Here is a 26,991-nt window from a genome sequence, read left to right as displayed (position 1 = left end):
GCCCTGGAGAAGTGCCGTGCAGCAGTTTGATTTAATCGCCACGACAGTCAGTGGTCTCGGTTATGAACTCGTCGATGTGGAACGAGGCGACCGCGGGATCCTGCGTGTGTATATCGATTTTCCGGCTGCCGACGCGGACGAAAAGGGCCCGATCACGGTCGAGGATTGCGCCAAGGTGAGTCACCAGCTGTCGCATGTCTTCACCGTGGAAAACGTCGATTACGAACGACTCGAAATTTCGTCGCCGGGCCTCGATCGCCCGGTACGAACCCTCGCCGATTTCGCGCGCTTTGCCGGCCTTGAGTGCACGGTCAAGCTGCGTGTCGCGGTGCCGGGCAGTGATAACCGCAAGACGTTCACCGGTATCCTGCGCGGCGTCGAAAACGACAAGGTCGGCTTGGAATTTGACAGTAAAGATGGCCCGGCGTTGATGGAATTTACGCTGGCCGAATTGGATAAGGCACGTTTAGTGCCGCAGGTGGATTTTAGGAGTCGCAAAGCATGAGTCGCGAAATTTTGTTACTGGTGGATGCGCTTGCGCGCGAAAAGAACGTCGACAAGGAAGTCGTTTTCGGAGCGCTCGAGTTCGCGCTGGCACAGGCCACGAAGAAGCGTTATGAAGGCGAAGTCGACATTCGCGTGTCAATCGACCGTGACACCGGCGAATTCGAGACTTTCCGCCGCTGGCACGTCGTTCCCGACGAAGCCGGCCTGCAACTGCCTGATCAAGAGATCCTGCACTTTGAAGCCAAAGAGCAGATCTCGGACATCGAAGTCGACGAATACATCGAAGAGCCGATCGAATCGGTCGACTTCGGTCGTCGCTTTGCCCAGGACACCAAGCAGGTCGTGCTGCAGCGCGTGCGCGATGCCGAACGCGAGCAGATCCTGCAAGACTTCCTGGAACGTGGCGATTCGCTCGTCACCGGCACCATCAAGCGCATGGAACGCGGCGACGCGATTGTCGAATCGGGCAAGATCGAAGCACGCCTGCCGCGTGACCAGATGATCCCGAAAGAGAACCTGCGTATCGGCGACCGTGTGCGCGCTTTCATCCTGCGTGTGGACCGCAATATGCGTGGCCCGCAGGTGATCCTGTCGCGCACCGCGCCTGATTTCATCATGAAGCTGTTCGAACTCGAAGTCCCAGAGATCGAGCAGGGCCTGCTGCAGATTAAGTCCGCTGCCCGCGATGCCGGCGTGCGCGCCAAGATCGCCGTGTTCACGGCCGACAAGCGCATCGACCCGATCGGTACCTGCGTCGGGATGCGCGGTTCGCGCGTCCAGGCCGTGACCGGTGAACTGGGCGGCGAGCGCGTCGACATCGTGCTGTGGTCCGACGATCCGGCGCAGTTCGTCATTGGCGCCCTGGCGCCGGCGAATGTCTCGTCGATCGTGGTTGACGAAGAAAAGCACGCGATGGATGTCGTCGTGGACGAAGAAAACCTGGCCATCGCGATCGGCCGTTCGGGCCAGAACGTGCGCCTGGCGTCCGAGCTGACCGGCTGGAAGATCAACATCATGACGGCCGAGGAATCGGCCAACAAGGTGGAGCAGGAATCGGCGGCCATCCGCGCGCTGTTCATGCAAAAACTGGACGTCGACCAGGAAGTGGCCGACATCCTGGTGGAAGAAGGCTTCTCGAGCCTGGAAGAAATCGCGTATGTGCCAATTTCCGAAATGCTGGAAATTGAATCGTTCGACGAAGACACTGTCAACGAACTCCGTACCCGTGCACGCGATGCGCTGGTCACCGAGGCGATTGCTTCCGAAGAAGGCCTCGAAGGCATGGAAGAAGCTCTGGTCAATCTGGAAGGCATGGACCGTACCGTTGCCGGCAAGCTTGGCCTGGCTGGTATCAAGACGGTCGACGCATTCGCGGCACTGGCCTATGACGAGTTTGGCGCCATCCTGGCGCTGCCGTCGGAACGTGCCCGCGACCTGATCAAGAGTGAATTTAATGATGTGACCGACGACGAGATGAAGCTGGTCGATGGCAAGTACGACGACCGGGCGAAAGCACTGCAGGCGAAAGCCTGGAGCCTGGCTGAAACGGCCAAAGCTTGAGCAAATCTTTATCATCTGTCGCGACACATAGAAAAGAGGACTGAATGGCGAGTAACAACGTAGCCCAATTTGCCACCGAGCTGAAGATGCCTGCAGACCTGCTGCTGACGCAGCTGCGCTCGGCCGGCGTCGAAAAAAGTTCGACGTCAGATCCGTTGTCGAAAGATGATAAGGACAAGCTGCTGAACCATCTGCGTCGTACCCACGGCGCGAGCGACACCGGTGAAAAGAAAAAGATCACGGTAACGCGCAAGGAAACCAGCGAAATCAAGCAAGCTGATTCGTCGGGCAAATCGCGCACCATCCAGGTCGAAGTTCGCAAGAAGCGCACCTTCGTGCAGCGCGACGACCTGGTCACGACCAAAGCACCTGAAGAGCCAGTCGTCGACGTTGCTGAACAAGCACGTCGCGAAGAGGAAGCAGCGCGCCAGAATGAAGCGATCGCCCGCCAAGAGGCTGATCTGCGTGAGAAGCAAGAGCGCCTGATCAAACTCGAAGCCGAGGAAAAGGCGCAAGCCCAGGCAGCGCAAGAGCAGGCCAAGCGCGATGCGGCTGAACAAGCCAAGCGCGACGCCGCCGAGAAATCGGCTGCTGCTGCCGTGGCTGCCGGTGCTGCCAAGGAAGCTGCTGCCGGCGCGAAAGAAGCCGCTGCCGGTGCTGCTGCTGACGAGTCGGCCAAGCGCGCCGCTGAAGAAGTCAAGGCCCGCAATGAAGCGGCAAGCAAGGAAGCGGCCGAACGCGTTGCCGCTACCGAGCGCGCACGCAAGGCCGTGGCTGACGAAGTCGCGCAGATCAAGCTGATGATGAGTCAGCCGCGCCGCGTCATCAAGGCACCTGAGCCAGCACCGAAGCCGGTCGTCGCACCAGCGGCCCCAGCCGGTACGCTGCACAAGCCTGCCGACAAGAAGCCTGGCGAAGTCAAGAAAGACGACGCCAAGAAGCCTGGCGACAAGAAGTCGATCAAGTCGGCCAATGTGTCGTCGACCTGGTCGGACGATGCTAAAAAGCGTGGCGGCCCGAGCGTGAAAACGCGCGGCGGCGCAGGCAGCAGCACCGGTGGCCGTGATGGCTGGCGTGCTGGTGGCGGCCGTGGCGGTCGTCGTGGTCATGATGACCGCGAAACCAACTTCCAGGCGCCAACCGAAGCGATCGTGCGCGATGTGCACGTGCCGGAAACCATCACCGTGGCCGAACTGGCACACAAGATGGCGATCAAGGCATCGGAAGTCATCAAGCAACTGATGAAGCTGGGCCAGATGTGCACGATGAACCAGGTGCTCGATCAGGAAACCGCGATGATCCTGGTGGAAGAGATGGGCCACAAGGCCTTCGCTGCCGCCGAGGATGATCCAGAGGCACTGCTGGCCGACAATGGCGAGCACGCCGAGTTCGAATCGACCTCGCGCGCACCGGTCGTCACCGTCATGGGTCACGTCGACCACGGCAAGACGTCGCTGCTGGATTACATCCGTCGCGCCAAGGTCGCTTCGGGCGAAGCCGGTGGTATTACCCAGCACATCGGTGCATACCACGTGGATACCCCACGCGGCATGATCACCTTCCTTGACACCCCAGGTCACGAGGCGTTCACCGCCATGCGTGCCCGTGGTGCCAAGGCGACCGACATCGTCATCCTGGTGGTGGCGGCGGACGACGGCGTGATGCCGCAAACCAAAGAGGCAATTGCTCACGCAAAAGCCGCTGGTGTGCCGCTGGTCGTGGCGATCAACAAGATCGACAAGCCGGGTGCCAACGCCGACCGCGTCACGCAAGAGCTGGTCGCTGAAGGCGTCGTGCCTGAAGAATACGGTGGCGAATCGCCATTCGTGCCGGTGTCGGCGAAAATCGGTACCGGTATCGACGATCTGCTGGAGCAAGTGCTGCTGCAGGCCGAAGTGCTGGAACTGAAGGCGCCGACCGAAGCCCCGGCCCGTGGCCTGGTGGTCGAAGCCCGTCTGGACAAGGGCCGCGGCCCGGTGGCAACGATCCTGGTGCAGTCGGGTACCTTGAAGCGCGGCGACGTCGTGCTGGCGGGTTCGTCGTTCGGTCGTGTTCGTGCGATGCTGGACGAAAACGGCAAGGCAGTCACCTCGGCTGGCCCATCGATCCCGGTCGAAATCCAGGGTCTGACCGAAGTGCCAACCGCTGGCGAAGAAGTCATGGTCATGGCCGACGAGCGCAAGGCGCGTGAAATCGCCCTGTTCCGTCAAGGTAAGTTCCGTGACGTGAAGCTGGCCAAGCAGCAAGCCGCGAAGCTCGAGAACATGTTCGAGCAAATGGCCGAAGGCGAAATCAAGAACCTGCCGCTCATCGTCAAGACCGATGTGCAGGGTTCGCAAGAGGCACTGGTCGGTTCGCTGCAGAAGCTGTCGACCTCGGAAGTGCGGGTCCAGATCGTGCACGCAGCGGTCGGCGGCATTACCGAGTCGGACGTCAACCTGGCAACCGCGTCGAAGGCAGTCATCATTGGCTTTAACGCCCGTGCCGATGCCCAGGCGCGCAAGCTGGCCGAGTCGAACGGCGTGGACATTCGTTACTACAGCATCATTTACGATGCGATCGACGAAGTCCGTACCGCGCTGTCGGGCATGCTGGCGCCAGAAAAGCGCGAGACCATCACCGGTCAGGTCGAGATTCGCCAGGTCATCCTGGTCTCGAAAGTCGGCGCGATTGCGGGTTGTCTGGTCACCGATGGTGTCGTCAAGCGTTCGTCGTCGGTCCGTCTGCTGCGCAACAACATTGTGCTGTGGACTGGCGAGATCGATTCGCTCAAGCGCTTCAAGGACGACGCAAAAGAAGTGCGCGCCGGTCTCGAGTGCGGCCTGTCGCTCAAGGGCCAGAACGAAATCCAGGTCGGCGACGTCCTGGAAGTGTTCGAAGTCACCGAAGTGGCACGTACGCTGTAAGCGACACGTTGGCGTAACATGGGGGCCAGGACGCTTCGCGGCAACGTCGCGAAGGGCCTGGCCCTTTTATTTTGGCTCTCTGATTTTCCAGAAAAAGATGCAGCAACATCATGGCTAAACACAGCAAAAGCATTCCCAAGCGCGGCCTGCGCGTGGCCGACCAGATCCAGAAGGATCTGTCGGAACTCATCGCCTTCGAACTGAAGGACCCTCGCGTCGGCATGGTCACGATCAGCGAAGTGCAATTGACCCCCGACTATGCCCACGCCAAGGTGTATTTCACCCTGCTCAAGGATGGCGTCGAAGAAGTCAAGCAGACGCAGGAAGGCCTGAACAAGGCGTCCGGCTATCTGCGCAATATGCTGGGCAAGCGCCTGCACATCCACACGCTGCCGGCGCTGCACTTCGTGCATGACACGTCGACCGTGCGCGGCCTGCAGATGTCGGCCCTGATCGACCAGGCCAATGCGACGCGCTCGAAGGATGACCCGGAATCGCATCCGGCGCCGGAGGTAGACGTCGACCTGGAGCAGGATCAGGACCAGGACCAGGCGCAGGAGCAGGACAGCGATATTGGTGGCGACGCCGACAAGGCGAACAAAGCGTGAACGGTCGGCCCGCCAAAAAACCGCGCGACCTGGTCAATGGCGTGCTGTTGCTCGACAAGCCGGTAGGGTTTTCGTCGAATGACGTTTTGATCAAGGCCAAGCGCGTGCTCAACGCAAAGAAGGCCGGCCACACCGGCACGCTCGACCCGTTTGCCACTGGCCTCTTGCCGCTGTGCTTTGGCGAAGCGACCAAGTTTTCGCAGGATTTGCTGGAGTCGGACAAGACCTATCTGGCCACGGTTCACCTGGGCATCACGACGACCACCGGCGACACCGAAGGCGAGGCCGTCGAGACGAAACCGGTCGATGTGACGCTGGATCAGATCGAAGCCGCACTGGCCCGCTACCGCGGCCCGATCCTGCAAACGCCGCCGATGTATTCGGCGCTCAAGCGCGACGGCAAGGCACTGTACGAATACGCGCGCGAAGGCATCGTGCTCGAACGCGAAGCGCGCCCCGTGACGATCCACGCGCTGACGCTGGTTGCCTACGACGCGCCGTTCCTGAAGATCGCCGTCACCTGCAGCAAGGGCACGTATGTGCGCGTGCTGGGCGAAGACATCGGCGCTGCGCTCGGTTGCGGCGCGCACTTGAACGCACTGCGCCGCACTGAAGTCGGACCATTGACGATCGAGGGCATGATCACGCTGGACGATCTGCTGGCGCACCCCGACCCGTTGTCGCTGTTGCAGCCGGTCGACGCCTTGCTGTCGAGTTTCCCGGCGCTTGAACTGACGCCCGAACTGGCGCGCCGCTTCCTGCAAGGGCAGCGCCTGGCGCTCGGCAAGGAAGACATCGCCGTTCCAGAACAGCAGGGCAGGGTGCGCATCTATCACGATGGCAGCCTGCTGGGCACCGGCATTCTCGGTGAGTATGCGATCCTGGCGCCCGAACGCCTGATCTCGACCGCACCCCAGGGTTGATGTCACGCGGCAGTCATCAACGGGCGCTACCCTTGCAGGCAGCGCCCCGTCTGCCCAACGACCGGGCAAGCTCTTGAAATACCTCGCTATTTCCAGCCACCCCGGTTAGAGCGGTACTTTACCTGCTATACTAGTCGGTTTCCGAAATCAGCAAGTGCGCGGCAAGTTCGCGGCACCATCGCGGCAAGATCGTGGCAGCACCGCAGCAGTACTGTAGAAACATCGCGGTACAGCGCAGCAGATACTCGGCAGATCGTACACTTCCGTACAACGCAACTTCTCAGAGACCATGTCAAACACCAAACGCGCGATTCGTAATATCGCAATCATCGCCCACGTTGACCACGGCAAAACCACCCTGGTGGACATGCTGCTGCGTCAATCCGGTACGTTCCGTGAAAATCAGCAGGTGGAAACCCGCGTGATGGACTCGAACGACCTCGAAAAAGAACGCGGCATCACCATTCTGTCGAAGAACTGCGCTGTCGAGTACGAAGGTACCCACATCAATATCGTCGACACCCCAGGCCACGCCGACTTCGGCGGTGAAGTCGAGCGCGTGCTGTCGATGGTTGACTCCGTGCTGCTGCTGGTCGATGCGCAGGAAGGCCCGATGCCACAGACCCGCTTCGTGACCCGCAAGGCACTGGCCCTGGGCTTGAAGCCAATCGTCGTCGTCAACAAGGTCGACCGTCCAGGCGCACGCGCTGAATGGGCCATCAACCAGACGTTCGAACTGTTCGACAAGCTCGGCGCGACCGACGAACAGCTGGACTTCCCGATCGTCTACGCATCGGGTCTGAACGGCTATGCCGGCCTGACTGAAGATGTCCGCGAAGGCGACATGAAGCCGCTGTTCGAAGCGATCCTGCAACACGTGCCAGTCCGTGACGACAATCCGGACGGTCCGCTGCAGATGCAAGTCACGTCGCTCGACTACTCGTCGTACGTCGGCAAGATCGGCATTGGCCGTATCTCGCGCGGCCGCATCAAGGCTGGCCAGGACGTCGTCGTCGTGAACGGTCCAGGCGCAACCCCAATCAAGGGCCGCATCAACCAGGTCCTGAACTTCAAGGGTCTGGAGCGCGTGCTGGTCGATGAAGCCGTCGCTGGCGACATCGTCCTGATCAACGGTATCGAAGAAATCGGCATCGGTTCGACCATCTGCGCACCGGACACCCCGGACGCACTCGAAATGCTGACCGTCGACGAGCCGACGCTGACCATGAACTTCATGGTCAACAACTCGCCACTGGCCGGCCGCGAAGGCAAGTTCGTCACCAGCCGTCAGCTGCGCGAACGCCTTGACCGCGAACTGAAAGCCAACGTCGCACTGCGCGTTTCGCCAACCGACGACGACACGATCTTCGAAGTCTCGGGCCGCGGCGAACTGCACCTGACGATTCTGTTGGAAAACATGCGTCGCGAAGGCTTCGAGCTGGCAGTGTCGCGTCCACGCGTCGTGTTCAAGATGGTCGATGGCGTGCGCCATGAGCCGTTTGAGAGCCTGTCGGTCGACGTCGAAGAAGCCAACCAGGGCGGCGTGATGGAAGAACTGGGCCGCCGTCGTGGCGACCTGCAGAACATGGAATCGGATGGCAAGGGCCGCGTGCGTCTCGAGTACCTGATCCCGGCGCGTGGCCTGATCGGCTTCCAGGGCGAATTCATGACCCTGACCCGCGGCACCGGCCTGATGAGCCACGTGTTCCACGAGTACGCACCAGTCGACAACAGCAAGGGCGAAATGGCCGGCCGTCGCAACGGCGTGCTGATCTCGCAGGATGACGGCGCTGCCGTTGCCTACGCTATCTGGAAACTGCAGGACCGCGGCCGCATGTTCGTGTCGCATAACGATCCGGTGTACGAAGGCATGGTCATCGGCATCCACTCGCGTGACAACGACTTGGTCGTGAACCCGATCAAGGGCAAGCAGCTGACCAACGTGCGTTCGTCGGGTACCGACGAAGCGGTGCGCCTGGTGCCGCCAATTCAGATGTCGCTGGAATACGCGGTCGAATTCATCGAGGACGACGAACTGGTCGAGATCACCCCGAAGAGCATTCGTCTGCGCAAGCGCTACCTGAAAGAGCACGAGCGCAAGAAAGCCAACCGCGAAGGTTAATTCCTTCGAATGTAAAAAACCCGCTGCCTGCAGCGGGTTTTTTTTACGTCTGGTGCATCGCATCGGGCAAGACGATCAGCGATTCAGGCTGTCGCGCAGCGCATCGACCCAGGGTTCGTGCGCGAATGTATGGTAGCGCCCTGTCAGCAGCGCCCCGGCCACCTTGGTGCAACGCTTGACGGGATTGGCGGGCAGGCGGCCGCGCCAGGTCATGTAGTCCAGCGCTTCCTGCGCCATGGCGATGCGCGATGGCGCCAGATCGTTGCGGCCGGCCATGTGCGCATACAGGGCGGCGCGCGCCGCCAGCAGGCTGTCGGTAGTGGCTTTCAGCGGGCTCGGGCTGCCGATGGCCCACCACAGGCGGCGCAGCTTGGTAAGCAGTCCCAGCCGCTTGACGCCCACCAGGTTGGCGCCATGCTGGCGGTACTGGATGGTCGGCGTGTCGAGCATGACGACACGGCCCGAGGCGGCGGCCATCAGCGCCAGCCAGCCGTCGTGGTAGAACATCGTTTTGGGGGGCAGGGGTTGCACCAGCCCGATCAGGCGGCGCCGGAATGCGGCGGCGGCGCCGGTGACCACGTTGCGGCGACAATACACGCGAAACGCATTGCCACTGCGGATATCGCGGCGTTCCATTCGCGAGATCTCAAGTTCGTCGAACAGGGTCGATCCGAGTTCGCGCCCGTTGGCGTCGACCAGGATCGCATCGGTGTGGGCCAGTTGCACGCTGTCGTCGGCCTCGAACACGCCGGCCAGCAGCGCGACCTTGTCCGGCATCCAGACGTCGTCCTGATCGGACGAAAACACGATATCCGCATCCACTAGGCGCATGGCCTGCTCGAAGTTGGCGCTCACACCCAGCGGGGGATCGTTGCGCACCAGGGTGACGCGCACGGGCGCCTCGCTGGCCCAGGCTTCCAGATATTCCCAGGTGCCGTCGGTGGAAGCGTCATCGGACACGACGATGTGGCTGACGGCGCGGGTCTGCGCGAGGATGCTGTGCAGTTGCTGCGGCAGGTACTTCACACCGTTATGGGTGATCAGTGCGACGCCGCAGCGCAGTGGTGTGTTGGCAGAAGTGGTGGATGAGTCCATGAGCGCCGATCGGTTGCATGAGCAAACGATCATAGCGCGCCTTGGGGACTTGCACAAATTACACCGGAAATCCGGGCCGCTATCCGTTATCTGCTATCCGCGCCGCTCAGCGCAATCCGAGCAGCGCCTGCACCCGCTCGCGGCTGACACCGACCAGCGCCGAGGTGATGGCCAGCAGCGACTGGTAATCGTGACTGGTGGCGGTGCCGGAGAAATCTGCGGCCAGCAGCGCCAGTTCGGCTTGCGGAAGCTCGGGTTGCGCCGTGCGCGTCATGGCCGCGCTCAGGGCGAGCGTGGCGGCGTCCTGCGAGCGGCGCACGCGCGACAGCGCTTGCACCACCTCGCGCAGGCCCTGGCGCAGTGCGTCCGGATTGCCCAGCTGCCACTCGCGGGGCGCCAGCGAGGCTGGCAACGCGCTTGTGTCGACGCGGCCACGGCCCGTGACCGCGATGGCGTCCTTGATGCCGTCGAACGTGGCTTCGGGCGTCGTGAAGACAAGCGCGCGCTGTGTGTCGAGTCCGGCGCGGATGCCGACCGGCGCCAGTGTGCGGTCCAGGCGCCGGGCGATTTCTTCTGCGGTCATGCCCGGTTCGAACGTGGCCGCCAGTTGCGGGCCACCGATGCTGCCGACCGAAAAGCCCAGTGTCTGGGGAGCGGCGGCCTGCAGGCTGGCGATGTCCAGGCCGTCGATACGAAAACGTTGTTGCGCGGTACGGTCGCCATCGAAGCCCAGCTCGGCATCGAGCCCGGCGCCGCCTTCGCTGCGGCGCACGTCCAGCGTGTCGCCCAGCTGGCGTGCCCGTGCTTCGAGCTGGCGCGAGGCCGCGCCGCGCCCGGCCAGGCGCGTGCTTAAATCGGCCTTGAGTGCTTCGAGCTGGGCGGCGATGCGCGCCAGATAATCGAGCGCCTGCTGGGCTTGCGCCACGCCGGTTTGAAGATCGGGGCCGTGCGCAACGCTGCGGCGCGCCGCCCGCGCGGGGGGCGTGGTCGTGGCTGCTGCCGCGGAACCCGGCGCGGGTTCGGCTGCGGGCGGCTGTGCGGCAAGAGCCCGGGTCGTCCCGGCGCTGGCGCGCACAAGGCCGGCCGGCGTGCTGCTACCTGGAACAGCTGGTGGGGTAATGGTGCGGGTCAGTGCGTCCATGGCCATCAGATTGCATCAAACAGCGACAGGTTGCCGATCTTGGCATAAGCCTTGTAGGTCGCCTGCAGGGCCGATGAGTAGCCGCTGAGTTCAGTGGCGGCAAGGCCGACGTCGAGCTGGCCGATGTCGTTGATGGCCATCTGGTTCGACAGGCTGATGTTCGCATGGTTGTCGTTGAGCGTCCGGATGACGTTCTGGCGCCCGCCCATCGTGGCGATCTTGCCCGACACCAGATTCTGGGTCGTGTCGAAGCCGGTCAGGTTGGCTGCCAGCACCGTGCGTACGGCAGGGTCATTGGCGTTCGCACCCGGTGCCGACAGCACACGGATGGTCTCGTCGAGCTGGTTTAGCAGCGACTCCAGGCCCTTTAGATCTTCGTTGGCGGGCTGGGTCAGGCCGTTGCCGACCGTGACGTTCTGGCTGTTGGTATTGCCCGCGTAGGTGTAGCGCGTGCCCGGTGCGGCGGCCGGATCGAAGGCCAGCGGTGCGGTCCGGGTCAGCGTCCCCGAAAACAGATGGTTGCCTTCGTGGTCGACCGTGTTGGCCGTGAAGAACAGGCTGTCCTTCAGCGCCTGCAGGGGCGCGAGCATCGCTTTCAGGTCGGCCGGCGCATTGCTGCCGTCGGATGCCCAGACCAGCAGGTCGCGGCCCTCGGTCATCTCGCCCACCATATTGCTCAGGTAGCCTTCCGACTTGGACAGGCGCAGCTGCAGCGCGCCGATGTTGTCGCGGTATTGCTGGACCGACGATTCCTCGCGCTCCAGGCGCGACAGGCGCACGCTGTCAACCGGGTCGTCCGATGGCAGCAGGATGCGCTTGTTGCTGGCGATCTGTTGCATGATCTGGCTGACCCGCTCCTGGTTGACCTGGAGCGAGGCGTTCATCGTCGATTGGTACTGGGAAGTGGCGATACGCATGATTGTTCCTTTAGCCCATCATCGCGAGCGTGGCGTCGAACATCGAGTTGGCAATCGAGATCACCCGCATGTTCGCTTCGTACATCCGCTGCAGTTCCACCAGCTTGACCGCTTCTTCGTCTTCGTTCACGCCGCTGGTCGATTGCCAGTCGTCGATCGATTGCGTGCGCACGGTGTCGGTGGTCTTGAGGGATGCTTTGTTGAGTTTGCTGTCGATGGCCAGTTTACCCAGCAGCTGGGTATCGGCGTCGCTCAGCAGGACGGTCCCGATGCCGGGCAGCGTGACCGGCTGGCTCTTCAGTGCGGCAAGCTTTTGCAGATTGCCGGTGTCGCCCGGCGAGCCGTCACCCGAGAAGGCCAGGTCTTCGGCCTTGAAGCCGGTGACAACCTTCAGGGCATTCGCGCCGCCGCCCGGGGTGTAGACAAACAGCGGAGTGCCGGCCACGGCGGGCCCGCTGGCGGGCGTGCTGTAGCCGAGCGCCAGCTGGGCATTGACGCGCTCGGCAATGGTGCGGCCCAGCGCGTCGATATCGTCCTGCAACGGCTTGAGGGTCGTGATTTCGTACTGGCTCAGGCCGCCGATCTGGCCCCCCATTTTCGTGGCGTCGAGGGTGAAGGTGGCATTGGCGAACGTGATCGAAAACGCCTGCGGCGCACCGGCCGTCGCGGCAGCCTGCAGCGTGCCCTGCATGCTGCCGATGACCAGCGCCTGGCCGCTCTTGAGCGCGACATCGCGACTGCCATCGGCGTTGCTCGATACTTCCAGCGCCATCTTGGACGCCAGCGAGTCGATCGCGTTGTCGCGGGCATCGATCAGGCCGGATGCCGAGACGCCGCCAGCCTGGGTTTCCATGATTTGCCGGTTCAGGCTCGCGATCGTGCTGATATCGCTGTTGGCTGCGTCGACCAGCGCGCTGCGCTGCTGGCGCACCGACGTCAGCTGCGCGTTGAAGACATTGTTCATGCCATTGATGCGCTCGCCCATCAGGCTGGCGGACGTGAGCACCTGCTGGCGCAGCGGGGTCGAACCGGGATCGCCGGCCACGGCGTTGATCGCCCTGAAGAAATCGTCGATGCCGGCCGACAGGCTGGCCGAGGCGTCACCCATGACGCTTTCGAGCTGGGTCAGGTAGGGCTGCGACTGCGCGTAAGCGCCTTGTTCCGACGCGGCGCGCCACATGGCCTGGCTCTTGTAGTTGTCCGAGAAGCGCATGAGCGAACTGACCTGTACGCCATTGCCGGCCGAGCGCCCGCTGGCATCCGGACCCACCGACGTAAACAGCGCCGATTGCCGGGTGTATCCCTTGGTTTGCAGATTGGCGATGTTCTGGCTGCTGGCCGACAGGGCAATCTGGGCGGCGAGGGCGCCGGACAAGGCGTTGTTGATGATCGTCATGGTGAAACTCTTTCGGGACAGGGTTAACCTGATAAGGCGACCAATTCTTGCCGCTTGTTAAGCTTTGCCGCACATTGGCGCTGTGGTTGCCGGTGGCAGTGCCGGTGGTCAGGTCTTGCCGCTGCCGGCGCCCGGCACCAGCTGGCGCAGGATCGCATCGGCAATGCCGAACGCGCGCTGGCCGGCCATATTGCCTGACAGCAGATCGTCGGCCATGTCCTGCATGTCCTGGTTGACACGGTTGTTGAAAACGCTGTCTTCGTCCGCCATTTCGCGGGTCGAGGCGCGCATCGTGCGCAGCATGTGGCCGATAAAGAAGCGTTCAAATTCGACCGCTGCCTTGGTGGCCTTGGCGACGTAGGCCGGATCGGCCTGTGGCTCGGCAGCAGGGACGACCGCAGTGTCGGTGTTGCCTGTCAGCGCGGTATTGCGAAGTTCGTCGATGCGCATCAGATCACCACCAGTTCGCCTTCGATCGCGCCGGCCTGGTCGAGCGCCTGCAGGATCGCCATGATGTCGTCGGGCGAGGCGCCCAGGCTGTTGACGGTGTCGATGATCGTCTGCAGGCGCGCGCCCGGCGGCCAGCGGAACATCTGGCCCGAGCCCTGATCGACCGACAGCTTCGATTCGGGCGTGACAGCGGTCTGGCCGCGGCTGAGCGGGCCCGGCTGGCTGACGCGCGAACTCTCCGAGATGATCACCTTGAGCGAGCCGTGCGTGACGGCGGCGGCTTTCACGCGCAGGCCGTCGGCGATGACGACGGTGCCGGTGCGCGAATTGAACACGACGCGCGGCACCTCGACGCCCGATTCGACGGTCAGCGCCGTCAGGCGCGCCATGAACGCCACGCGTTCGGTCGGGTTGCTTGGCGCGATGACGTCGACGCTGGTGCCGTCCTGCGTGGTGGCCACCGGGCCGTAGCGCTTGTTGATGGCATCGACGACATTGGTCGCCGTCTCGAAGTGCGGCTGGCGCAGGCGCAGCGTGATTTGCGGCCGGGTGGCAAAGTCGGTGACGATTTCGCGCTCGATCTGGGCGCCATTGGGTACGCGGCCGGCGGTCGGCGTATTTACCGTGACCGACGAGCCGCTGCGGCCGCTGGCGTTCAGGCCGCCGACCACGACATTGCCCTGCGCCAGCGCATACACTTCGTTGTCGGCCGCGCGCAGTTGCGTCAGCAGCAGCGTGCCGCCGCGCAGGCTTTTCGAGTCGCCCAGCGACGAGACGGTCACGTCGATCGTCTGGCCGCGGCGGTAGCCGGGCGGGAAGGTGGCCGAGACCATCACGGCCGCGACGTTCTTGTTCTTGGCGTCTTCGCCTTCGGGCAGGCGCACGCCGAACTGCTTGAGCATGTTGACGACCGACTGGCTCGAGTATTTCACCTGGGTCGAGTCGCCGCTGCCGTTCAGGCCCACCACGAGGCCATAGCCAACCAGCGGGTTGTCACGCACGCCTTCGACACTGACGAGGTTGCGCAGCGCCTGGGCAGCATGGGCGGGATGAAAGGACAGCAGGGCGCTGGCGCAGAACGCGGCAAACAGCAATGGCGCAAAGCGGCGCGAAATCATGGAGATCCTCAGAACGGCATCAGGGGGCTGTTGAAAAAGCGCGTCAGCCAGCCCGGGGTGTTGGCCTCGGCCAGCGCGCCGCGGGCGGAATAGGCGATGCGCGCATTGGCCACGCGCAGCGACGAGACGCGGTTGTCAGTATCGATGTCGGCGGCGCGGACAAAGCCTTTCAGGCGCACGAATTCTTCGCCCTGGTTCAGCATCAGGTTCTTTTCGCCGGCCACGCGCAGCAGGCCATTGGGCAGCACTTCCTGCACGATCACGGTCAGCGCGCCAGACAATGCATTTTGCTGGGTGCTGGTGGCGTCGCCCTCGAAATCACGGTCGGCCGAGACATCGAGCGAGGTCTTGCCATACACCTTGCCGAGCGCGGCCAGCGGCGAGATGCCGATCGACGAGCCCTTCGAGATGCTGGTGCCGGCGCGCTTACTGGCCTGCGTGGTTTCTTGCAGGATCACGGTGACGGCGTCGCCCACGCGGTAGGCGCGGCTGTCGGACGTCAGCGAGACGGTGTCGGCCGTGAACACGCCGCCGGACAGGCCGGCGCGCACCGGACGCTGCAATGGCATGGCGTCGTCGTCGGCCAGCGACACCGGCATCGGCGACGAGCAGCCTGCCAGCACCAACCCGCACAGGGCGGCGGCGAGCGTGTGGAAAAGCGGGCGCATCAGCGTGCTGCCGCCGCCAGGGTTTGCAGCATATTGTCGGCTGCCGACAGCACCTTGGTGTTCATTTCGTAGGTGCGCTGAGCCGCGATCATGTCGACCATCTCTTCGACGACCTGCACGTTCGAGCCTTCCAGCGAGCCTTGCTTGAGCTTGCCGAATGCGGCGTCGCCCGGGCGGCCTTCATTGGCCGCGCCGCTGGCAGCGGTTTCCTGGAACAGGTTGTCGCCCAGTGCCAGGAGGCCCGTCGGGTTGATGAAGGCGGTCAGGTTCAGCTGGCCGATTTCCTGCGGCGCCGGCTGGCCCGCGATCGTCACCGACACGACGCCGTTCTCGCCGATGGTCACGCCGGCGGCGTTTTGCGGAATCGTGATCTGCGGCACGATCGGCAAGCCCTGGGCATTTGTCAGCGTGCCGTTGGCATCGACCTGCAACTGGCCGGCGCGGGTATAGGCCGGTTCGCCGTTCGGACGGCGCACCTGCAGGAAGCCCGCGCCCGAGATGGCGACGTCAAGTGGCTGGCTGGTCTGCTGCAGGCTGCCATTGGTGAAGGCTTTCTGGGTGCCGACCACGCGCACGCCGTTACCGAGCTGCACGCCATTGCTGACGGTGTTGTCGGCATTCTGGGCGCCCGGCTGCGCGTCGACCTGATAGAACAGGTCTTCGAACACGACGCGGTCGCGCTTGAAGCCGACGGTATTGACGTTGGCCAGGTTGTTGGCGATGGCCTGCAGCTTGGCGTCTTGCGCCTGTACACCGGTCTTGCTGATCCACATTGCTGGATTCATGGTTGCTCCCTGTAAGGTTGTGCCGGCGTCAGGCGCCGAGCAGTCGGTTGCCCGATTCGTTCATGCTGTCGCTGGCCTTGAACATCTTCATCTGCATCTCGAAGCTGCGGTTCAGGGCCATTACGGCGACCATTTCTTCGACCGCCGAGACATTGCTGCCTTCGAGTACGCGGCTGCGCACGTTGACGTTCTGGTCGGCGGCCAGCGGCTCGCCGCCACGCGCCACGATCAGGCCGGCTTCGTTCTTGGTGAGCTCGGCCCCTTCTGCGCTGACCAGCCGCAGCCGGTCGACGACCTGGGTCACGGTGCCGCCTTCCGGCATGACCGAGATCGTGCCGTCGTTGGCGATGTCGACCGCCGTGTGCGGCGGCAGCACGATCGCGCCGCCTTCGCCCAGCAACGGGCGCCCGGCGACCGACAGCGCGCCGTTGGCGTCGATGGCGATGGCGCCGCTGCGGGTATAGGCTTCGCCGCCATCCCATTCGACCGCCAGGTAGCCGTTGCCGGCGAGGGCCACGTCCAGTGGACGGCCGGTTTCGCGCACGGTGCCGGTGCGGGTGGAAATCGTGTCGGCTTCCGAGCGCGACTGGTGCACGCTGTCGTAGCCGTAGCCGCCCAGCGACTGCACCGACGCCAGCTCGATATTGGCGCGAAAGCCCGCAGTGTCGGCATTGGCCAGGTTGTTGGCCCGCACCTGCTGCGCACGCAGCGTGCGTTCGGCGCCGCTGACGGCAGTAAAGATGAGCTTATCCATGGCGTGGCGCTTACAGGGCCTGCATCAGCGACTGCATCATCTCGTTCTCGGCGGTGATGACCTTCGAGTTCGCCTGATAATTGCGTTGCGACGTCATCAGGCCGACCAGTTCGGACGTGATGTCGACGTTCGAGCCTTCCAGCACGCCCTTGGACAGCTTTCCGCCCAGGCCGACGCCCGGCGTCGTGTACAGCGGCGCGCCCGAATTGGCATTGGCAATCCAGGCGGTATCGCTGACCGACACCAGGCTGCCTTCGTCGGGGAAGGTGGCAATCGCGATCGTGCCGACGACCTGCTGCTGCTCGTTGCTGTACTTGGCCACGATCGAACCGTTCTCGGCCAGCTCGACGCCGACGAAGGTGCCCGACGCATAGCCGTCGGCGCGGTTGGTGGTGTTGGTCGCTTCTCCGGCAAACTTGGACGTGCCCGTATAGTCGAAGCTGAAGTTCATGCTCGCCGCGCCGGCTGCATTGATGGTCAGGGTCGGGCCGGTTGTCGACGCCGGCAGGATCTGGCCATTGGTGCCAAAGTTCATGGCGAAGTTGTTGGCGTTGTCCGGTGCTGCGCCATCCAGGCCGTAGTGTACGGTCACGGTGTCGGCATCGGTCTTGACGAAGTACTGCGATACGGTGTGCTGGGTGCCGAGCGAATCGTAGACCACCGACTGCTTGACCATATTGTAGCTATTGCCGTCGGCCGGATTGAAGCCTGCTGTAGGGACTTTCCAGTCGCCCGACATATTGCCGGCGTAACTGACCTTGGTGCTGGCCACGGCCGGGATCTGGCCGGTCGGGATGGCGATGTCGCCCATCGTGCCAAGTGCGCCGCCCACGGTCGGGCCATAGCCCTGGATTTTCTTGCCGGTCGAATCGACCAGCAAGCCGTCGGCGTTGGTCGAGAAGATACCCACGCGCGAGTACGACACGACGCCCTGGGCATCGCGGCTGGTGAAGAAGCCGCGCCCCTGGATCGCGGCGTCCATGCCGCGCCCGGTGCTCGACAGGCTGCCGTTCTGGCTGATGTTCTGGGTCAGCGACTGCACCTGCACGCCGTTCGCCTGTTCACCTGCATAGATCGAGGCGAAGTTGGCGCGGCTGCTCTTGAAGCCGTAAGTACCGGCGTTGGCAATATTGTTCGACAGCGTCGTGAGCTGTTCGTTGATGGCCTGAATGCCCGACAGGGCGATATTGAAGCTCATGGCATATCCTTTTAATTGAACGTGACGGGCGCATCGGCGCCAGTGGTCTTGCCGTTGAAACCCGTGATCCAGCCCGGCTCGACATCGCCGATGCCGGCCACCTGCATGACGATGCCGCCGGTCGACGACAGGCGCACGCTGTTCAGGCGCCCGTCGATTTCCACTGCGGGTTTGGTGCCATCGGCGGCTTCGGCAGCAATGCTGTATTTGCCCGCTGGCAGGCCGAGTTTGGCCGGGTCGATCGTGAAACCCTGCGCCCCCGCGGCATGCGGCGGCAACTCGATCCGTGTTTGTGTACCGGTGGCGCCCGTGAGCACCAGGTGGGTCAGGTTGCTGGCCCCGCCGAGCTGGACGCTGCCCTGGAGTGGGGTGTCGCCCAGTTGCACGCGGCTGGTCTCGACCGACACCTGGTTGCCGACCTGGCCGCCCATCGCCAGCACCTGCAGGCTTTGCAGCATGGTGGCGCTGGCGGCGGTGGTCTGGGTCATGTTTTCCAGCGCCTCGGTTTGCGAGAGCTGCGAGAGCTGGTTGACGAACGTGGCCGGATTGGACGGCGCCAGCGGATCCTGGTTGCGGATCTGAGCGACCAGCAGCTTGGTGAACATGTCCTTGTTGGCGCTGACCGGGCTGGCGGCCGGGGCGACGGCATTGCCGGCGCCCGCGCTGCCGCTGGTGTTGCCGTTCAGGCCGAAGGCATTCGAGGTGGCGGTGACCATGATCAGCTTTCTCCCATGCGGATCAGCGACTGCTGCATCGACTTGATGCGGCCCATGACCTCGACATTGGTCTCGAAGGCGCGCGAGGCGGCCATCATGTCGGCCATTTCTGCCACTTCGTTGACGTTGGCGTAAAACACCATGCCGTCGGCATCGGCCAGCGGATTGTCCGGTTCGTGCATGCGGCGCAGCGGCGCGCTCGACTCGACCACGTCGAGCACCTGCACGCTGGCGGTGCCGGCGTCGCCCACCATCGCGGCGAACACGGGCTTGCGGGCACGGTAGGCATCGGCTTCGGTGCCAGCGACCGCATTCGCGTTGGCCAGGTTGCTGGCGATCGTGTTCATGCGCACGGTCTGGGCCGCCATGGCCGAGCCTGCGATTTGTGAAATATCCTTGAATCCCATGCGATGCTCCTGATGACCTTTATTGACCCGAGATGACTTTGTTCAGACCGCGCAACTTCATGTTGATGAAGGTGAGGCTGGTCTGGAAGTCGGAAGCGTTCTGTGAAAACGCCGCCTGCTCGACGCCGATTTCGACGGTATTGCCGTCCGCGCTGGCCTGGTATGGGACGCGGTACAGCGGGCCGTCTGCCGACAGGGTCGGCATGCCGTCCTCGCTATCGCGCTGATCTTGCAATGCACTGGCGAAATCGATGTCGCGGGCGGTATAGCCCGGCGTGCTTTCGTTGGCAATATTGGCGGCCAGGACGCGGGTGCGTTCAGCGCGCAGCTGAAGCGCGTCGGCATGTACGCCAAGTGCTTCTTTGAAATTGATCGACATGGCGATTCTCCGGTGAAGTGCAGTGGGATTGGTTAAAATGGTTGTTTCCGCCCGACCAATATTGTCCACCCATGGATTTCCGTAAGGCAATACTGATTATTGTAACCTGTGCGTCGTGCACCACAGCATGGTCAGCGCAAACTCTTGCTGCACAGATACAACAGATTGCACGTGACGAGCTCGAAAAAGTGGCGGCTGCCAGCGGTTTGAGCGAGCCCGAGTTCGATCTGGCCGTGGTCAGCAGCCGCCCGGCGCCGGCGTGCAGCGTGGCGCCTGTCATCGACACCGTCGACACGCGCCAGCCAGCACGCATGCGCTTTGTCGCCCGCTGTCCGGACGGCAGCGGCTGGCGCCATGAATTCATCGTGCGCGCGCGGGTCTCGGCCATGGTGGCGGTGGCCAGCGCCCCGTTGTCTGCCAATACCGTGCTCGGCGAGTCCGATGTGGCGCTCGAGCGGCGCGACATCACCAATATCGCCGATCCGGTCGGGGTGCTGGCCAACGTCGTTGGCCAGTCGAGCCGGCGCAGCCTGCGCGCGGGCGACGTGCTGCGCGCAAGCAGCCTGGCCGCGCCGGTCGTGGTCAAGCGCGGCGACGGCGTGATGATGGTGGCGCGCCAGGATGGCATCGAAGTGAGCATGGCCGGCGAGGCGCTCGACGCCGGTGCGCGCGGCGCCGTGGTCCGGGTCAAGAACAGCGCCAGCGGCCAGGTCGTGCGCATGCGCGTGGTCGGCGCCGGGGCGGTCCAGCCGCTCGACTTGCCGCTGGGCGAATGACGCGTCAAGCGGTGCATCAATCCGTGATTCCCTGCAGCTTGCCGGCGATGCGCGCCAGTTTCGACGCGTAGTCGGGGTCGGTGGCGTAACCGCCGCGCGCCAGTCCCTGTGCAAACGCCCGCGCATCGTTGCCCGTGTTGAGCGCGGCGCGGTAGCGGGGATTGTCGAGTAACACGCGGGCGTAGTCCTGGAACGCGCTGGCCGCATTCGGGTAGGCGCGAAAGCGCTCACGGGTGGTCAGCGCTGCGCCGTTCACGTATTCGGTGGTGGTCGAGTCGCCCGTCGCGCCATTCCAGCTTGGGCCGGCCTTGATGCCGAACAGGTTGTGGCTGCTCGCGCCGCCTTCGACGCGCAGCGGCCGCTGGCCCCAGCCCGATTCAAGGGCAGCGTGGGCCTGCACCAGTTCCGGCGCCACGCCGAGCTGCGCCGCCGCCTGGCGTGCCCAGGGCGCGATGCTGTCCAAAAATGCCTGCTGCTGGGGCGGTTTGGCGACTGCGTTCGGTGCATCGGCGCCATCCATGATCAGGCCGGTGGCGCGCGCGCGCAGCAGCGCGCCTTCGGCGCTCAGTGCGCTGGCAGCGCCGCCATCCGGGTCGCCATGCTGGATGTAGGCAGCCACTTCACTGGCAACCCCGTTAAATACATTGCCGAAGGACTCGCCACCGGTCGATGCGGTCGTGGGGCGGCTCGGGCTCGCAGCGGTGGTTGCCGCGGTTGGCGCAGTTGGTGCCAATGCGCGGGTCGTCATGTCAACGTGGCGCATACAACTGCTCCTCGCCGTGCAGCACGCGCTGCATGATGCCGTGCTGTTCGGCCAGCAACTGGCCGTTGCGCAGCGTTGCATCCTTGCAGGCGCGCACCGTCTGCTCCAGTGACTGCCAGGCCGCCTCGAAGGCGGCGCGCGGGGCCGGCGCCAGCGTGGCAATGTACTGCGCCATCGTTCCCTGCGGCCCCAGCAGTGCGCGCACGAGATTGACGCGCTGCTGGCGGCGCGCTTCCATGGCCTCGAGCAGCGGGGTGAGTTCATCGGCCAGTGCGCTCAGCTCTTCGCTGCGGTGGCGCACGGCGGCGTCGAACTGCCGTTCGAGCAGCATCAGGATGTTGGCCGCTTCCTTGACGTCCTGCGTGACGCCGTCGGCAAGCAGCGTGTTGGCCTGGGTGCGGGTGAGGGTGGCCATGCTTAGCGTCCCGAGTGAAATTTTTGAATCAGGCCGGCGAGGCGCCCGGCATCGAACGGCAGCTCGCCGTGTGCGAGCGCTTCGCGCAGCTCGGCCACGCGCACGGCGTCAAAATCCGGCATGGCACTGAGCGCATCGGCGGCAGGCTGCAGCACTGCCGACTGCAAGGCGGCTGCCGGCGCCGCCGATGCTTCGGTCTGGACCGGTACCGACACCGCACCGGCGCCAGGCGTCACGGTGGTGATGGCGGACGACGATGCGCCGGAGATTTTCATGCGGTTACCTCGTGATTTGGTGTTGATGGTCATGGCGATGTCGGCAACTGGCCGCGCAATGTTTCCAGGGCCGCCGCGTCGGGCAGGCTGACGGTCGCGCCTGCACCGGCGTTGCCGACCAGTGCCTTGCCCGCTGGTGCGCCGGCACCCGGCGCGCCGAACATGCCCGCCACCGCGCGCGATTGCGCACCCGTCAGGATCAAGAGTTCGATGCGGCGGTTCTTGCCGTCGAGCGGCTGCTCGGGGTGCAGCGGGCCGCGGTCGGCCATGCCCACCACTTGCAGCACGGTGTCGGTGCGCATGCCGCCGGTGAGCAGCTGGGCCCGCGCCGACAGCGCGCGGTCGGTCGACAGCGCCCAGTTCGAATAGGCGCCGCGGTCGATGCCGGCGTAGCGGCTGGAATCGGTATGGCCGACAATCAGCATCTGGTTGCGCATTTGCGCGAACAGCGGCCCCATTTTTTGCAACAGACGCGCAAAGCGCCCGGTGGGCAGGGCGCTGCCGCGCATGAACATGCCTTGCTTGTCGGTGTCGTGCAGCATCACGCGCAAGCCATACGGCGTGACCACGGTAGCCAGGTTCGGGGCCAGGCCCGCTTCGGCCGACAATTCGGTCAGCGCTTTCGACAGCGCCGCCAGGTCGGCAGGCGATTCATAACCGACCTTTGGCGCGCCCGGATTGCCCGGCGTGCCGGCGCCGCCGTTGCCGGTGCCATCGCCCGTGCGCGGTACCGGGAAGCGTTCGATCAGGCTGCCGCTGGGCTCGCTGGCGATGGCGGGCTTCTGGCCCTGGCCTTCGAGCATCCCGCTCTCGGTGGCCTCGCTGATGATGGCCTTGAGATTCTGCTGTTCGCGCGAGGCGATCAGCCACAGCACCAGGAACAGCGCCATCAGCGCCAGGCAGAAGTCGGCGAACGCGACTTTCCAGGCGCCGCCATGCTCGTCATGCTGGTGCTTGCCGCCACCGCGCTTGACGATGGTCGATTCGTGCTTGTCGTTCGTTTTCGACACGTGTTACCCCGTCATGCGGTCGGCGGCGCGACGGCGTTTGTTCTGCGATTCGTCCTCGCCGCCCATCGCATTGATCCACTGTTCGAGCTGGGCAAAGCTGGGTTTGGTATTCAGCTGGATCAGGCGGCGCCCGGCGTCGATCGCCAGCAGGGCGGGCTTGCCGGCCACGTGGGTGCACAGCACGACCTTCACGGTTTCCATCGTCGAGGCGTCCGAGTTGACGGTCTGTTTCATCAGGTTGGCCAGTGGCTCGAGCACGCCGTAGCAGGCGAAGATGCCGATGAAGGTGCCGACCATGGCCGCACCGATCTTTTCGGCGATCTCGCCCGAATCGGCGCCGCCCGAGACCGAGTACATGGCCATCACGATGCCCAGCACCGCGGCCAGAATGCCGAAGCCCGGCATCGCCTCGGCGATCTTTTGCAGCGATTTTGCCGGTTGCGTCAGCTCTTCGTGGATGGCTTCGAGCTCCTGTTCGAGCACGCCTTCGAGCTCGTGCGCGTTGATCTTGCCCATCGCCATCAGGCGGAAGTTATCGACGATGAACGCCAGCAGCTTGGTCTCGTCGAGGATCGCCGGATAGCGCTGGAACAGCGGGCTTTCGGCGGGGGCCTCGACGTGCGCATCGAGCGCTTTCAGGCCGCCGGCGGCGGTTTGCAGCAGTTCGTACATCAACAGCAGCAGCTGGCGCTGGAATTCCGAGTCGTGCTTCTTGCGCGCCGCCACTTTCTTGAGCTGGTGGCCCAGTTCGGCCAGGACGTGTTTCGGATTACCGAGCACCAGTGCGCCCAGCGCGGCGCCGCCGATGATCAACAGCTCGATCGGGTGGAAGATCGAGGTAAAGGTGCCGCCCATCAGGGTAAAGCCCCCGAAGACGGCGCCAAGCACGATGGCGATACCGAGTAATTGCTGCATGACGTGGTGCCTTTCTGGCGGTTTCTATGGTGTCGGTTCAGTCGCGCCGGAGCGCGGTCTTCATTTTTGCCAGCGCGCTCTTGTTGAGCTGGCAGACGCGCGCATCGGACAGGTCGAGCACGGCGGCGATTTCCTTGTAGCTGAGTTCGAACTCGTAGATCATCTGGATCACGCGCTGTTCCTTGTCGTTCAGTGCGGTCAGCGCCTGCTCCAGGCTGCGCCGCACCATGTAGGCGTCTTCGGGGCCGGGCGTGTGCTGCTCCGCGCCGACCGCTTCCTGCAGGATCTCGTCGAAGCTGAGCATTTCTTCAGCGCTCTCGGCCAGCAGGTACTGCTGGTATTCATCCGACGTCAGGCCCAGTGCGGCCGCGGCTTCCTGTTCGGACGGCTCGCGTCCCAGGCTGCGGGTGAGCGCGCGCAGGGCGTCGCGCTGGCGGTGACTGTCCTGGCGCACCGCGCGCGGGCGCCAGTCCTGGCGGCGCAATTCATCCAGAATTGCGCCGCGCACGCGCAACGAGGCGTAGCTGGAAAACCCGGTATCCGGGGCGCCGTAGCGGCGCAGCGCTTCCAGCAGACCCATCAGACCAATCTGTTCCATGTCCTCGCGCCCCATCGCGCCCGAGACCTGACTGCCGAGCTGGCGCGCGATGCGCTTGACCAGCGGCGCATACGCCACCAGGTGACGCGACTCGTCCTGCGGCGACAAGCCCGCGCTGGCCACCACGTCGCCATATTCGCTGGCGGCGGCATCGGCGTAATCGGTCATGTAGGCCACGGCGTCTCCGGGATCAGGCTGCGTATCACTCGATGATCAGTTTGCCGACCATGACTTCGGAAAACGGCTTGAGGTGGTTTTCCTTCGCATAGTTGGCATTGAAGACCTTGTTCAGCTCGGCCGCGTACTGGTCCACCGTCATGGCCGAGGCTTCGGCCATCGTGCGGGCCGACAGGGCGGACACCGCGATGCTGCGCAGCAGCGGCAACTGCTCCTTGGTGGCTTTTTCTTCCGCTGCCGTGGTGGCCAGCACTAGGTCGACCGACAGGTAATGGGTGGCCTGCTCGGCCGGCGCGCGGCGCAGCATGACGATGACCTTGTCGAGCGTGACGTACTTGGTCAGCTTGGTTTCGGGCGCCGGCTTGGCGGCCACAGCGTGGCTTGCGGACGTGTTCATGTACCACATCGCGCCGCCAGCGGCGCCCGCCACGACGACGACGGCGGCGACAATTGCAATGATCAGTTTTGCTTTCATGGGGCTCGTGTCAACTCATCGAAAAAAGGGTGGCGCCGGCGGCGGCTTCGTCGTGCAGCGCGCGACCAGGGGTGCGCGCCTGTTCCTGCTCCTGGCGCGAACGGCCCTGGCCATCGGCCTGGCCCTGGCCCGGCGTCTGGCCGCCGGTCTGGGTGCTGGCCTGCATGCGCGGCACGTCGCTGACATTGACCGAGACGCTGCTGTACTGGCGCCCCGCGAGGTCGCTGCGCAGGCTGTCGCTGACGGCGTTCAGCTGGCGCAAGACGTCGCTGTTGGAGGCGGCGATATGGATCTCCAGGTTGCCCCCGCTGTGGCGGATCGCGATGTCGATGCGGCCGAGCATCGGCGGCTCGAGGCGGATCGTGGCCTGGTCGATGTTGCGGCCAAGCTGGAGCTGCAGACGGTCGCCCAGCGCCTCGTGCAGGTTCTGGCGCCATGCGGTCGGCGGGCCGGCCAGCACGATGCTGTCGGCGCCGCGCGCGCTCACCGGCGGCGTGCCGGCGGTGCTCACGCCCGGCGCCGCCATGACCGGGGCGGCGTCGGCGCTGGCCTCGGCTGCGGCCTCGCCCGACACCGGCGCGATGGCAGGCATGGCATTCGGTTGCGCCGCGCCCGGGTCAGGCAGGGCGGCTGTCTGCAGGCTGGCTGCCGGGGCAGGGGCTGGCAGGATCGACGATGCTGCGGCAATCGACACGGTGGCCGTTGCCGGCGTGGCGCGCGCACCGCCTGCCTGGACGACGGCGGCCGGCACGCTGGCAGCAGGTCCGCCTGCGGTTTCTTCGGCAGGTGCGGTAGCGGCGTCGGCGGCGACGCCGGGCTTTGCACCGTGCATCGCCAGCATCATGGCGGGCAGTGCGGCCGGCGCCAGCAGCGGCGCCATCGCGGCCAGCAGGACGTCAGGGACGACGTCATCCTCCACGGCGGTCTCGACCTCGACCTCGCCGGCGTCGGCGCCCGGCGCAGCCACGCCATCCTGCTGCGGCATGCTGGCGGTGACGTCGGGCAGCGCGCGGTCCAGCGCGATCCAGTGACCGAAGGGCAGGGCAGCCGCAGGCGCCGTGGCCGGGGCCTGGCCCGGCGCTGCCGTGCCGGCCGTGCCAGCGGCGGGCACGAGCGCGTCGGCCGTTGCCGCGCCGGGAATGGCGGTGGCTGCTGCCGGGGCCGCATTGCCGGCCACATTGCCAGCGGCCTGCATCGTCGTCATGCTGCTGTTCATTGCGAAATTCATTGCACGTTCTCACCAGGTTCGGTTTCGCCCGCGAGGGCATAGGCTATCCAGCCTTCCTTGTTGTCGCGCATCTCGTCCATCCGCGCCTGCAGGTCGGCAGCAGCAGTGGCGCCCGTCTGCGCAGCGCGGTCGTGCGCTGCGCGCAGGCGCCGCAGGGCCACGCGTTCGGCGGCGCTCCACGGGCCCTTGACCGCCAGCGCCCGCAGCTGGCGCGCCAGGTCGCGCACGGCCAGGTCGAGGCCATCCCAGTCGGCGCCGCTGGCAGCGGCGTCGAGCTGCGCGCCCAGACGGCCGATGACGATTGACCTATCCATTGCGTTCCTGGACACCTTTCCAGCCCTGGCGAATAGTCGACAGGATGCGGATGACTTCATCGACCATGTCCGGGTCGAGCTTGATGCCGGCGGTATGCAGGTGGCCCGCGCAGAAATCGTAGATGCGCGCAAGGTTGGCCACCGTGTCGCCGCCGCCGTCGAAGTCGAGCGAGCTGGCCAGGCCGTTGATGATTTCGACGCACTTGTTGATGCTGGCCGCTTTCTGTTCGTAGCGGCGGGCGACGATGTGCGCGCGGGCGCGCGCCAGTTCGTCGAGCAGGCCGTCGGTGAGCAGCAGCACCAGGTCGACCGGCGAGGCGCGCGTGGTCTGCGCGTCGAGGTTCACTGCGTGGTAACTGCCGTAGGCTTCTTGATAGGACATATTGGGGATCCGG

Annotated in this window: 29 protein-coding genes and 1 pseudogene; 7 read left to right on the top strand and 23 right to left on the bottom strand. The window is 64.6% G+C overall.

The window, feature by feature from the left end:
* The first annotated feature begins 16 nt into the window (after nucleotides 1–16).
* From rimP to typA, 6 genes and pseudogenes are all read left to right on the top strand, one after another.
* Nucleotides 17–505 carry a ribosome maturation factor RimP gene (gene rimP / locus NX775_RS12790; RefSeq protein ID WP_183549472.1) on the top strand — a complete coding sequence of 163 codons (489 nt, stop codon included), beginning with the start codon at nucleotides 17–19 and terminating at the stop codon, nucleotides 503–505.
* Nucleotides 502–2,067: a transcription termination factor NusA gene (nusA, locus tag NX775_RS12785; RefSeq protein WP_183549475.1), complete on the top strand. Its 1,566-nt coding sequence runs from the start codon at nucleotides 502–504 to the stop codon at nucleotides 2,065–2,067. The genes rimP and nusA overlap by 4 nt, the downstream gene beginning before the upstream one ends.
* Before the next feature lie 44 nt (nucleotides 2,068–2,111).
* Complete coding sequence (gene infB / locus NX775_RS12780) at nucleotides 2,112–4,973, top strand: translation initiation factor IF-2 (protein ID WP_183549478.1); 2,862 nt, start codon at nucleotides 2,112–2,114, stop codon at nucleotides 4,971–4,973.
* 110 nt (nucleotides 4,974–5,083) lie between these two features.
* Nucleotides 5,084–5,458, top strand: a pseudogene (gene rbfA, locus NX775_RS12775) (30S ribosome-binding factor RbfA); the annotation flags it as partial.
* Between the two features lie 119 nt (nucleotides 5,459–5,577).
* Nucleotides 5,578–6,504: a tRNA pseudouridine(55) synthase TruB gene (gene truB, locus NX775_RS12770; RefSeq protein WP_258836353.1), complete on the top strand. Its 927-nt coding sequence runs from the start codon at nucleotides 5,578–5,580 to the stop codon at nucleotides 6,502–6,504.
* 289 nt (nucleotides 6,505–6,793) lie between these two features.
* Entirely contained in the window at nucleotides 6,794–8,626 is a 1,833-nt protein-coding gene (gene typA, locus NX775_RS12765; RefSeq protein ID WP_183549484.1) for a translational GTPase TypA, read from the top strand.
* A gap of 75 nt (nucleotides 8,627–8,701) precedes the next feature.
* Here typA and NX775_RS12760 read toward each other — a convergent pair whose 3' ends face one another.
* From NX775_RS12760 to flgB, 13 genes are all read right to left on the bottom strand, one after another.
* On the bottom strand, nucleotides 8,702–9,721 hold the full coding sequence (locus NX775_RS12760) for a glycosyltransferase family 2 protein (RefSeq protein WP_258836352.1): 1,020 nt from the start codon (nucleotides 9,719–9,721) through the stop codon (nucleotides 8,702–8,704).
* A 106-nt stretch (nucleotides 9,722–9,827) separates the two neighbouring features.
* Nucleotides 9,828–10,862 carry a hypothetical protein gene (locus tag NX775_RS12755; protein ID WP_258836351.1) on the bottom strand — a complete coding sequence of 345 codons (1,035 nt, stop codon included), beginning with the start codon at nucleotides 10,860–10,862 and terminating at the stop codon, nucleotides 9,828–9,830.
* A gap of 5 nt (nucleotides 10,863–10,867) precedes the next feature.
* Nucleotides 10,868–11,779: a flagellar hook-associated protein FlgL gene (gene flgL, locus NX775_RS12750; RefSeq protein WP_258836350.1), complete on the bottom strand. Its 912-nt coding sequence runs from the start codon at nucleotides 11,777–11,779 to the stop codon at nucleotides 10,868–10,870.
* A gap of 10 nt (nucleotides 11,780–11,789) precedes the next feature.
* Entirely contained in the window at nucleotides 11,790–13,175 is a 1,386-nt protein-coding gene (flgK, locus tag NX775_RS12745) for a flagellar hook-associated protein FlgK (protein ID WP_258836349.1), read from the bottom strand.
* Nucleotides 13,176–13,283: 108 nt separating this feature from the next.
* Entirely contained in the window at nucleotides 13,284–13,625 is a 342-nt protein-coding gene (locus NX775_RS12740) for a rod-binding protein (protein WP_258836348.1), read from the bottom strand.
* Nucleotides 13,625–14,743 carry a flagellar basal body P-ring protein FlgI gene (locus NX775_RS12735; RefSeq protein WP_258836347.1) on the bottom strand — a complete coding sequence of 373 codons (1,119 nt, stop codon included), beginning with the start codon at nucleotides 14,741–14,743 and terminating at the stop codon, nucleotides 13,625–13,627. The genes NX775_RS12740 and NX775_RS12735 overlap by 1 nt, the downstream gene beginning before the upstream one ends.
* A gap of 8 nt (nucleotides 14,744–14,751) precedes the next feature.
* On the bottom strand, nucleotides 14,752–15,411 hold the full coding sequence (gene flgH / locus NX775_RS12730) for a flagellar basal body L-ring protein FlgH (RefSeq protein ID WP_258836346.1): 660 nt from the start codon (nucleotides 15,409–15,411) through the stop codon (nucleotides 14,752–14,754).
* Complete coding sequence (flgG, locus tag NX775_RS12725) at nucleotides 15,411–16,196, bottom strand: flagellar basal-body rod protein FlgG (protein ID WP_183549500.1); 786 nt, start codon at nucleotides 16,194–16,196, stop codon at nucleotides 15,411–15,413. The genes flgH and flgG overlap by 1 nt, the downstream gene beginning before the upstream one ends.
* A gap of 28 nt (nucleotides 16,197–16,224) precedes the next feature.
* Nucleotides 16,225–16,950, bottom strand: coding sequence for a flagellar basal body rod protein FlgF (locus tag NX775_RS12720; RefSeq protein ID WP_258836345.1), 726 nt, complete (start codon nucleotides 16,948–16,950; stop codon nucleotides 16,225–16,227).
* Nucleotides 16,951–16,960: 10 nt separating this feature from the next.
* Nucleotides 16,961–18,148 carry a flagellar hook protein FlgE gene (locus tag NX775_RS12715; RefSeq protein WP_258836344.1) on the bottom strand — a complete coding sequence of 396 codons (1,188 nt, stop codon included), beginning with the start codon at nucleotides 18,146–18,148 and terminating at the stop codon, nucleotides 16,961–16,963.
* Nucleotides 18,149–18,159: 11 nt separating this feature from the next.
* Nucleotides 18,160–18,864 (bottom strand): flagellar hook capping FlgD N-terminal domain-containing protein, encoded by a 705-nt coding sequence (locus tag NX775_RS12710; RefSeq protein ID WP_258836343.1) that lies wholly within the window; start codon nucleotides 18,862–18,864, stop codon nucleotides 18,160–18,162.
* 2 nt (nucleotides 18,865–18,866) lie between these two features.
* On the bottom strand, nucleotides 18,867–19,271 hold the full coding sequence (flgC, locus tag NX775_RS12705) for a flagellar basal body rod protein FlgC (protein WP_258836342.1): 405 nt from the start codon (nucleotides 19,269–19,271) through the stop codon (nucleotides 18,867–18,869).
* Nucleotides 19,272–19,290: 19 nt separating this feature from the next.
* Nucleotides 19,291–19,650: a flagellar basal body rod protein FlgB gene (flgB, locus tag NX775_RS12700; protein WP_258836758.1), complete on the bottom strand. Its 360-nt coding sequence runs from the start codon at nucleotides 19,648–19,650 to the stop codon at nucleotides 19,291–19,293.
* A 188-nt stretch (nucleotides 19,651–19,838) separates the two neighbouring features.
* Here flgB and flgA point away from each other — a divergent pair, with 188 nt between their 5' ends.
* Complete coding sequence (flgA, locus tag NX775_RS12695) at nucleotides 19,839–20,426, top strand: flagellar basal body P-ring formation chaperone FlgA (RefSeq protein ID WP_258836341.1); 588 nt, start codon at nucleotides 19,839–19,841, stop codon at nucleotides 20,424–20,426.
* A 16-nt stretch (nucleotides 20,427–20,442) separates the two neighbouring features.
* On the opposite strand, the gene NX775_RS12690 is transcribed toward flgA, so the two are convergent.
* From NX775_RS12690 to fliS, 10 genes are read right to left on the bottom strand one after another with little or no spacing between them, the layout of a single operon-like run.
* Nucleotides 20,443–21,189, bottom strand: coding sequence for a glycoside hydrolase family 73 protein (locus NX775_RS12690; protein WP_258836340.1), 747 nt, complete (start codon nucleotides 21,187–21,189; stop codon nucleotides 20,443–20,445).
* Nucleotides 21,176–21,604 (bottom strand): flagellar export chaperone FlgN, encoded by a 429-nt coding sequence (gene flgN / locus NX775_RS12685; RefSeq protein WP_258836339.1) that lies wholly within the window; start codon nucleotides 21,602–21,604, stop codon nucleotides 21,176–21,178. The genes NX775_RS12690 and flgN overlap by 14 nt, the downstream gene beginning before the upstream one ends.
* Before the next feature lie 2 nt (nucleotides 21,605–21,606).
* Complete coding sequence (gene flgM / locus NX775_RS12680) at nucleotides 21,607–21,879, bottom strand: flagellar biosynthesis anti-sigma factor FlgM (RefSeq protein WP_258836338.1); 273 nt, start codon at nucleotides 21,877–21,879, stop codon at nucleotides 21,607–21,609.
* Nucleotides 21,880–21,908: 29 nt separating this feature from the next.
* Nucleotides 21,909–22,889 (bottom strand): flagellar motor protein MotB, encoded by a 981-nt coding sequence (locus NX775_RS24175; protein WP_258836337.1) that lies wholly within the window; start codon nucleotides 22,887–22,889, stop codon nucleotides 21,909–21,911.
* 3 nt (nucleotides 22,890–22,892) lie between these two features.
* Nucleotides 22,893–23,804 (bottom strand): flagellar motor stator protein MotA, encoded by a 912-nt coding sequence (gene motA, locus NX775_RS12670; protein ID WP_258836336.1) that lies wholly within the window; start codon nucleotides 23,802–23,804, stop codon nucleotides 22,893–22,895.
* 37 nt (nucleotides 23,805–23,841) lie between these two features.
* The gene (locus NX775_RS12665) at nucleotides 23,842–24,570 is read right to left on the bottom strand and encodes a FliA/WhiG family RNA polymerase sigma factor (protein WP_258836757.1); all 729 of its coding nucleotides are present in this window, start codon (nucleotides 24,568–24,570) and stop codon (nucleotides 23,842–23,844) included.
* A gap of 34 nt (nucleotides 24,571–24,604) precedes the next feature.
* Nucleotides 24,605–25,054, bottom strand: a complete 450-nt coding sequence (locus NX775_RS12660) for a flagellar basal body-associated FliL family protein (protein WP_258836335.1) — start codon at nucleotides 25,052–25,054, stop codon at nucleotides 24,605–24,607.
* Between the two features lie 10 nt (nucleotides 25,055–25,064).
* The gene (locus NX775_RS12655; protein ID WP_258836334.1) at nucleotides 25,065–26,270 is read right to left on the bottom strand and encodes a flagellar hook-length control protein FliK; all 1,206 of its coding nucleotides are present in this window, start codon (nucleotides 26,268–26,270) and stop codon (nucleotides 25,065–25,067) included.
* Between the two features lie 8 nt (nucleotides 26,271–26,278).
* Nucleotides 26,279–26,596 carry a hypothetical protein gene (locus tag NX775_RS12650; protein WP_258836333.1) on the bottom strand — a complete coding sequence of 106 codons (318 nt, stop codon included), beginning with the start codon at nucleotides 26,594–26,596 and terminating at the stop codon, nucleotides 26,279–26,281.
* Nucleotides 26,589–26,978, bottom strand: coding sequence for a flagellar export chaperone FliS (fliS, locus tag NX775_RS12645; protein ID WP_258836332.1), 390 nt, complete (start codon nucleotides 26,976–26,978; stop codon nucleotides 26,589–26,591). Before fliS ends, NX775_RS12650 begins: the two co-directional genes overlap by 8 nt.
* Between the last annotated feature and the right edge of the window lie 13 nt (nucleotides 26,979–26,991).

Origin of the sequence: Massilia aurea (assembly GCF_024753205.1) — a bacterium.
GTDB classification, from domain to species: Bacteria; Pseudomonadota; Gammaproteobacteria; order Burkholderiales; family Burkholderiaceae_D; genus Telluria; species Telluria aurea.
The sequence above is the reverse complement of the archived record's forward strand: the minus strand, read 5'-3'. Positions and strand labels throughout refer to the sequence as shown.